The sequence below is a fragment of the Mycobacterium sp. TH-M25 genome, from assembly GCF_057473665.1.
In genome coordinates, this window is the sequence record NZ_JBYCLA010000206.1 from 1 (window position 1) to 5,875 (window position 5,875).

The 5,875-nt window shown below is 66.1% G+C and carries 7 protein-coding genes; 3 read left to right on the top strand and 4 right to left on the bottom strand.

All coding sequences use genetic code 11. The annotated features are described in order from the left end of the window. The 3 genes from AC2VOU_RS06880 to AC2VOU_RS06890 all read right to left on the bottom strand — a co-directional run. Positions 1–235, bottom strand: a 235-nt coding sequence (locus AC2VOU_RS06880) for a DODA-type extradiol aromatic ring-opening family dioxygenase (protein WP_486956693.1), incomplete at its 3' end; no start/stop codon positions are given. Then, complete coding sequence (locus tag AC2VOU_RS06885) at positions 183–1,886, bottom strand: bifunctional 3-(3-hydroxy-phenyl)propionate/3-hydroxycinnamic acid hydroxylase (RefSeq protein WP_486956694.1); 1,704 nt, start codon at positions 1,884–1,886, stop codon at positions 183–185. The genes AC2VOU_RS06885 and AC2VOU_RS06880, both read right to left, overlap by 53 nt. After that, a complete protein-coding gene (locus AC2VOU_RS06890) occupies positions 1,886–2,749 on the bottom strand; it encodes an alpha/beta fold hydrolase (protein WP_486956695.1) in 864 nt (287 codons plus the stop codon). Before AC2VOU_RS06890 ends, AC2VOU_RS06885 begins: the two co-directional genes overlap by 1 nt. 142 nt (positions 2,750–2,891) lie before the next feature. On the opposite strand from AC2VOU_RS06890, the gene AC2VOU_RS06895 reads away from it, so the two are divergent. From AC2VOU_RS06895 to AC2VOU_RS06905, 3 genes are all read left to right on the top strand, one after another. After that, positions 2,892–3,581 (top strand): IclR family transcriptional regulator, encoded by a 690-nt coding sequence (locus AC2VOU_RS06895; protein ID WP_486956696.1) that lies wholly within the window; start codon positions 2,892–2,894, stop codon positions 3,579–3,581. 25 nt (positions 3,582–3,606) lie between these two features. Further along, positions 3,607–5,217, top strand: coding sequence for an FAD-dependent oxidoreductase (locus tag AC2VOU_RS06900; RefSeq protein WP_486956697.1), 1,611 nt, complete (start codon positions 3,607–3,609; stop codon positions 5,215–5,217). A gap of 81 nt (positions 5,218–5,298) precedes the next feature. Then, positions 5,299–5,460: a hypothetical protein gene (locus AC2VOU_RS06905; RefSeq protein WP_486956698.1), complete on the top strand. Its 162-nt coding sequence runs from the start codon at positions 5,299–5,301 to the stop codon at positions 5,458–5,460. A gap of 98 nt (positions 5,461–5,558) precedes the next feature. Here AC2VOU_RS06905 and AC2VOU_RS06910 read toward each other — a convergent pair. Next, positions 5,559–5,875: SDR family oxidoreductase (locus AC2VOU_RS06910; protein ID WP_486956699.1), on the bottom strand; the 317-nt coding region annotated here is incomplete at its 5' end.

The window sequence follows — 5,875 nt, forward strand, 5'->3', positions numbered from 1 at the left end:
CATCGAGAGGACCATTGTGCGTGCCGTAGTCGCCGACCCCCTGTGCGTCGGTGCCGATGCAGAACGGCGGCATCGTCCGGTAGAAGAACCCGTTGTAGTGGTCGGGGGCAAAGATGACCACGAGTTCCGGGTTGAAGTCCGCGACGAAATCCTTTGCCTGCGTATGTGCGCCGTCAATGTCATCAAGAAGATCCTGCGACGGCCCGGGCAGATTGAGCAGTGGGCTGTGGGACATGCAGCACAGGGCGATGGACACTTTGAGAATCACCGCCTCCCGGTGTCAAGGTGAGGACGTTGAAAAGCGAAGAACTCAGCTCAGGGGCGAGTTGGGCGATACAGGCACCCGCGACGCATCGGTCGGGACGTAGGAACAGCACGGACTCCTGATGCGCGTCGAACCAGGCTTTGAGCTGGCCGGCCCGGTCGCCGACCACGACCACGTCGGGATCGTCGTCGCCGTCCCAGTGCAGCTGGGTCGACGGCCGGGCCGCGACCAGCTTCGTTCCGAGCGCCTGCCAGTCGGCGAAGGCCTTGGCGCCGAGGATGGCCCGCGGGTTGTTGTTCCAGCACACGACGGCGAATCCGTTGCCGAGTACGTCGTCGAGCAGGACGTCGCGCTGTTCTCGGGTATCGACCCGGGGTTGCACGAACAACGTTCCGACCGGTGAATCGGCCCGCCGCGGCTCGGGGTGCACGACGGCGCCCTGGTCGTAGCGCGGCATCGGCTTGAATCGCATCTCGAGCACGTATCGCTTGAGCGAAGGCACAATTGACGCCGACCGGACCAACAGGTCGCGGGCCGCGGCGACGTGGCGGTTGGTCGGCGAGATGACGCGGCCCACCATCGTCGACAGATCGATCATCGCGCGGGCGTGCTTGCGGCGCTCGACGTCGTAGCTGTCGAGCAGCGCGTCGTCGGCGTACCCGTTGACCACGGCGGCGAGCTTCCAGCCGAGGTTGGTCGCGTCGCGGATGCCACTGTTGTAGCCCTGCCCCTGCCACACCGGCATCAGGTGCGCGGCGTCCCCAGCGAGCAGCAGGCGCCCCTTGCGGAATGCGCCGGCGATCCGTGAGTGGTGGGTGTAGAGCCGGTGCCGAATCACGTCGACCCGATCCGGGTGCGGCACCATCGAGGACAGCATCTGGGTGAGGAAGGCCGGATCTTCGGCCTGCTCGTCGGTCTCATCGGCGTGAATCATGAACTCGAAGCGGCGAATTCCGTGCGCGATCGAGATCGACGCGTAGGGACGGGCCGGGTCGGCGCCGACTTCGCTGTTGGGATGACCGAGCGGATCGTTGGCGATGTCGACCACCAGCCAGCGGGTCGGTGAGGTGGTGCCGTCGAAGGAGACCCCCATCAGCCGCCGAGTGACGCTACGCCCGCCGTCGCAGCCGACGACATACTGGGTACGCACGGTTCTCGGTCCGTGGTCGCCGCCGAATTCGACGGTGACCGCGTCGGCCGATTCGGTGTAGGACGACATTGCCCGTCCCCACTGCACCTCGACGTGCTCGAAGCGCTCCAGACCGCGCAGCAGTTCGGCATCGACCAGTGGCTGGACAAAACCGTTGCGTTTGGCCCAACCGAAACGTGCGTCCGGAGGTGCCATCTCGGCGAGTATCCGGCGCTTGGCATCCACGAACCGCAGGATCTGATTGGGCACGGTGTGTGGGAGCACGTGCTCGACCACCCCGATCGCCTGGAAGGTGCGCAGTGACTCGTCATCGAGGCCGACACCGCGCGGATAATCGATCAGGGTGTCACGTTCTTCGATCACCAGCGTGCTGACGCCTTGGAGGCCAAGGATATTCGCCAACGTCAGGCCGACCGGGCCAGCGCCGACGACGACGACGTCCACGTCCACCTCTTGGTCGCCGTCCGGCATCAGCGCCCCAGCAGGAAGTCGATGTGCAGGCGGTCGAACGTCTTGGTGTCCTCGTACTGCGGCCAGTGACCGCAGCCGGACATCACCTCGAAGCGGGCCCCGGGGATCATCGACGCGATGCGGCGGCCCTCGGTGACGTCGGCGGTCGGGTCGTCGCTGGTCCACACCACCAGCGTGGGCGCGGTGATCGACCCATAGTCGTTGGCACGCAGCAGGTTACGGTCGCGGGTCTCGGGATCCTGCAGGGCCATGATGTCGCGCATCGCGTCGACGAATCCGGGCTGGCGATACACCCGCTGCCGGCTGGCGACCAAGTCGTCGTAGTTCTTGGACTTGTCGGCCATCAGCCATTTGATCCTGGCCTGCACGGTCTCCCACGTCGGGTTCTCGGCGGCCGCCATCGACAGCGTGATGATCCGCTTCATCACTTCGGGGTCGGCTTGCGAGCCGCCCGCGGTGTTGAGCACCAACCGGTCGACCGTCTCGGGATGATCCGCCGCGACGCGCGACACCACCCAGCCGCCCAACGACTCACCGGACAGGTGGGCGCGCGTGACGTCGATGGCCTCCAGAAACGCCAGCAGATGATCGATGTAGTGGCGAATCTCCAAGGGATGGCCGGGTTTATCGGTGTAGCCGTGGCCCAGCATGTCGATCGACCAGGCCGAGAAGTGTTCGCCGTGCGCTTCCAGATTGCGCACATACGCTTCGGCGTGGCCCCCTGATCCGTGCAGCAGAATCAGGGGCGGCTTGCTCTCGTCGCCGGCATGCAGGTAGCGGGTTCGCACACCACCGGCAGTCAGGTAGCCCTGCTCGAACGGGACGCCCTGCAGGTCACTCCACACGCTTTCGTGCTCGGCCACCGGTTCCTCTCCTGCCGTCGGGCGGAAATGTGGTTCTCGTTTTACGCCACCGATGTGTGCTAAAATCGCACACTAATGTGCACTATCTATAGAGCATCACTCTCGCCGAGGTGTCTGTCAAGCAAGATCGGGGCCCGCTGACATGCGCGAGGTGCCGACGACCACCCCACCCGGCTCACAGACGCTGGCGCGCGGCCTCACCGCCCTGCAACTGGTGGCCGATGCATCCGCGGGCATGACCGTGCAGCAGGTCGCCGACGGTGTCGGCGTTCATCGCACGATCGCGTATCGCCTGCTCGCCACGCTGACCCAATTCCGCTTCATCGCCAAGGGCGAGGACGGCCGCTACCGGCCTGCGTCCGGATTGGCGCAACTGGGCGCGGCCTTCGACCGCAACGTTCGCCAACTCAGCGTGCCGATCCTGCGCGCGCTGGCCGACGAACTGGGCACGACGGTGTCGCTTCTGGTGGCCGAGGGCGACCAGCAGGTGGCCATCGCGGTGATCGTTCCCACCCAGGTCCCCTACCAGCTGGCATTCCATGAAGGCAGCCGCTACCCGCTCGATCGGGGCGCTGCGGGCATTGCATTGCTGGCCAGCCTGCCGGCCCGACCCGACGAACGGGATCTGGTGGCAATCGCCCGCGAGCAGGGGTGGGTGATCACCCACGGTGAAATCGAGCCGAACACATACGGTTTGGCGGTTCCAGTGCATCGAGACGTACCGTCACCGCCGGCGTGCATCAACTTGATCTCGCACCGCGAGGACGTGGTGATGCGCGGTAAAGACGCAGTTATCAAGGCGGCCAAGGAATTATCGGAGATCCTCAGCTGACCCGGCAGGAAGGAACGGAAAGCGCATGCCGTCCTGGGACCAGGAAGCCGACGTCGTCGTTCTCGGCAGCGGCGCAGCCGCACTCGCGGCCGCACTGACTGCAGCCGCCAACGGCGCCTCGGTCGCGGTCTACGAGAAGGCCGCGACGGTCGGCGGCACGACCGCGGTGTCGGGTGGCGTGGTGTGGATTCCTGCGCACAATCGCTCACCCGACGGTGAACTGTCGGTCGAGGACGCGCTCAGTTATCTGCGGGCGCAGGCACTCGGATCGATGGACGACGCACTCGTCGACACCTTCGTCCGGACCGGCCCCGCGATGCTCGACTTCATCGAGGCGCACAGCAGTTTGCGGTTCGAAATAGCGACCGGCTTCCCGGATTACAAGCCGGAGTTGCCCGGTGGGAAGCCCGGGGGCGGTCGATCATTGAGCGCGACGCCGTTCGATCTCAACCAACTCGGCGAGTGGCGCGATCGGATCACCGCGTTCCCGGAGGACTGGTCGAATGTCGGCTTCGACGCCGAAACCAGGGCTCGCCTGTACGCGGGAAGTGACCCGAACGCCGACCTGTGCGTGGCCGGCACGGCGCTGATCGCCGGACTGCTCAAAGGGTTGCTCGATGCCGGTGTCACGCCGCAGACCAACGCCCGGGCCGAGGAGTTGATCGCCGACGACGGCACGATCACCGGGGTCCGGATCGCCGCCGACGGCCGCCCTCTGACCGTGCACGCCCGTCAGGCAGTCATCCTGGGCACCGGCGGATTCGAGTGGGATCCCACTCTTGTCAACGCTTTTCTGCGCGGGCCGATGCACGGCGCTGTCTCGCCGCCCAACAACACCGGCGACGGACTGCGGATGGTGATGGCCCACGGCGCCGACCTGGCCAACATGGGCGAGGCCTGGTGGGTGCCGATCGTGCAGATCCCGGGCGACACAATCGACGGGCGCCAGCGCAGCCGCAGCGTGCGACTCGAGCGAACCCGCCCACGCAGCATCATCGTCAACCGGCTCGGCAAGCGATTCGTCAACGAGGCATGCGATTACAACTCGATGGCCGGCGCGTTCCACTACCTCGACCCACGCGAGGGCTACGTCAACGACCCGGCCTGGATGGTGTTCGACTCACAACACCTCAAGCGTTACGGTTTTCTGGGCGTTGACCCCGACGGCCCGGTTCCGGAATGGTTCTGCGAGTCAGCGGATCTCAACGAGTTGACCGCCAAGACCGGGATTGCGCTCGACGGGCTCGACCGCACCATCGAAAACTGGAATCAGCATTCGAGCGTGGGCGCGGATCCCGACTTCGGCCGTGGCTCAAGCGCGTACGACGGTTACTGGGGCGACGAGCATGCGACGACGACGGCCGGCAGGACACTCGGCCCGATCGATACCGCGCCGTTCTACGCGGTTCCAGTCTCGGTCGGCGCAATGGGCACCAAAGGTGGGCCGCGCACCGATCGAGACGGGCGTGTGTTGCACGTCGGCGGCGCGCCGATCCCGGGTCTCTTCGCCGCCGGCAACGCGATGGCCGGGCCGACCGGACGTGCTTACGGCGGGGCCGGCGGAACCATCGGCCCGGCAATGGTTTTCGGCTATCGCGCCGGGCACGCAGCGGCGACCGGAGCGCCGGTCGACTAGCCAGGTTGAGACCGAGTGGCCAGTTATTGCGCTTATTTTGGTCGATCGCGTGTCATAACTGGCCACTGGGCGAGGTCTCGAGTGGCCCGGAACGGCAACTTCAACTACGCAGGCGCCGTCGGCCCGGTCGGCGGCGAGGCCAGTAGTGCCCTCTCCGATGCCGACACCGGCGGGGCCGGTGGCACGTACGACCTGGCTGCTGTCCTACTGACGGACGGCACAACCACCGCTCAAGCCGGTTAACCACCTCTACGAGATCCTATCGGCGCTGGGGCACGAAACCGGCACGGCGAGTGGTGGATTGTCCTCGGAGCTGGCCGCGCTGCTCTGAGCAGCCGACGTCAGCGTTCGGCGAGCGCTTTGGCCAGATCGATGGTGCCGGTAAGGATCGCGGCGACCACGCCGCCGTCGACCAGCAGATCAGTACCGGTGACAAACGACGCCGACGGTCCGAGCAAAAACTCGGCGGCAGCCGCGATGTCTTCGGGTGTGCCAAGACGCCGAAGCCCTGAGTTGTCCACCATTGCTCGCATCAGCGTGCCCGATTCGCTGTCGAGCTCTAGCCGTCCCATTGCGGTCGAGATGACGCCGGGGCTGATCGAATTGATCCGGGCGCCGCGTTCACCCCAGCCTCCGGCTGCAGCGGATACCCGAATCT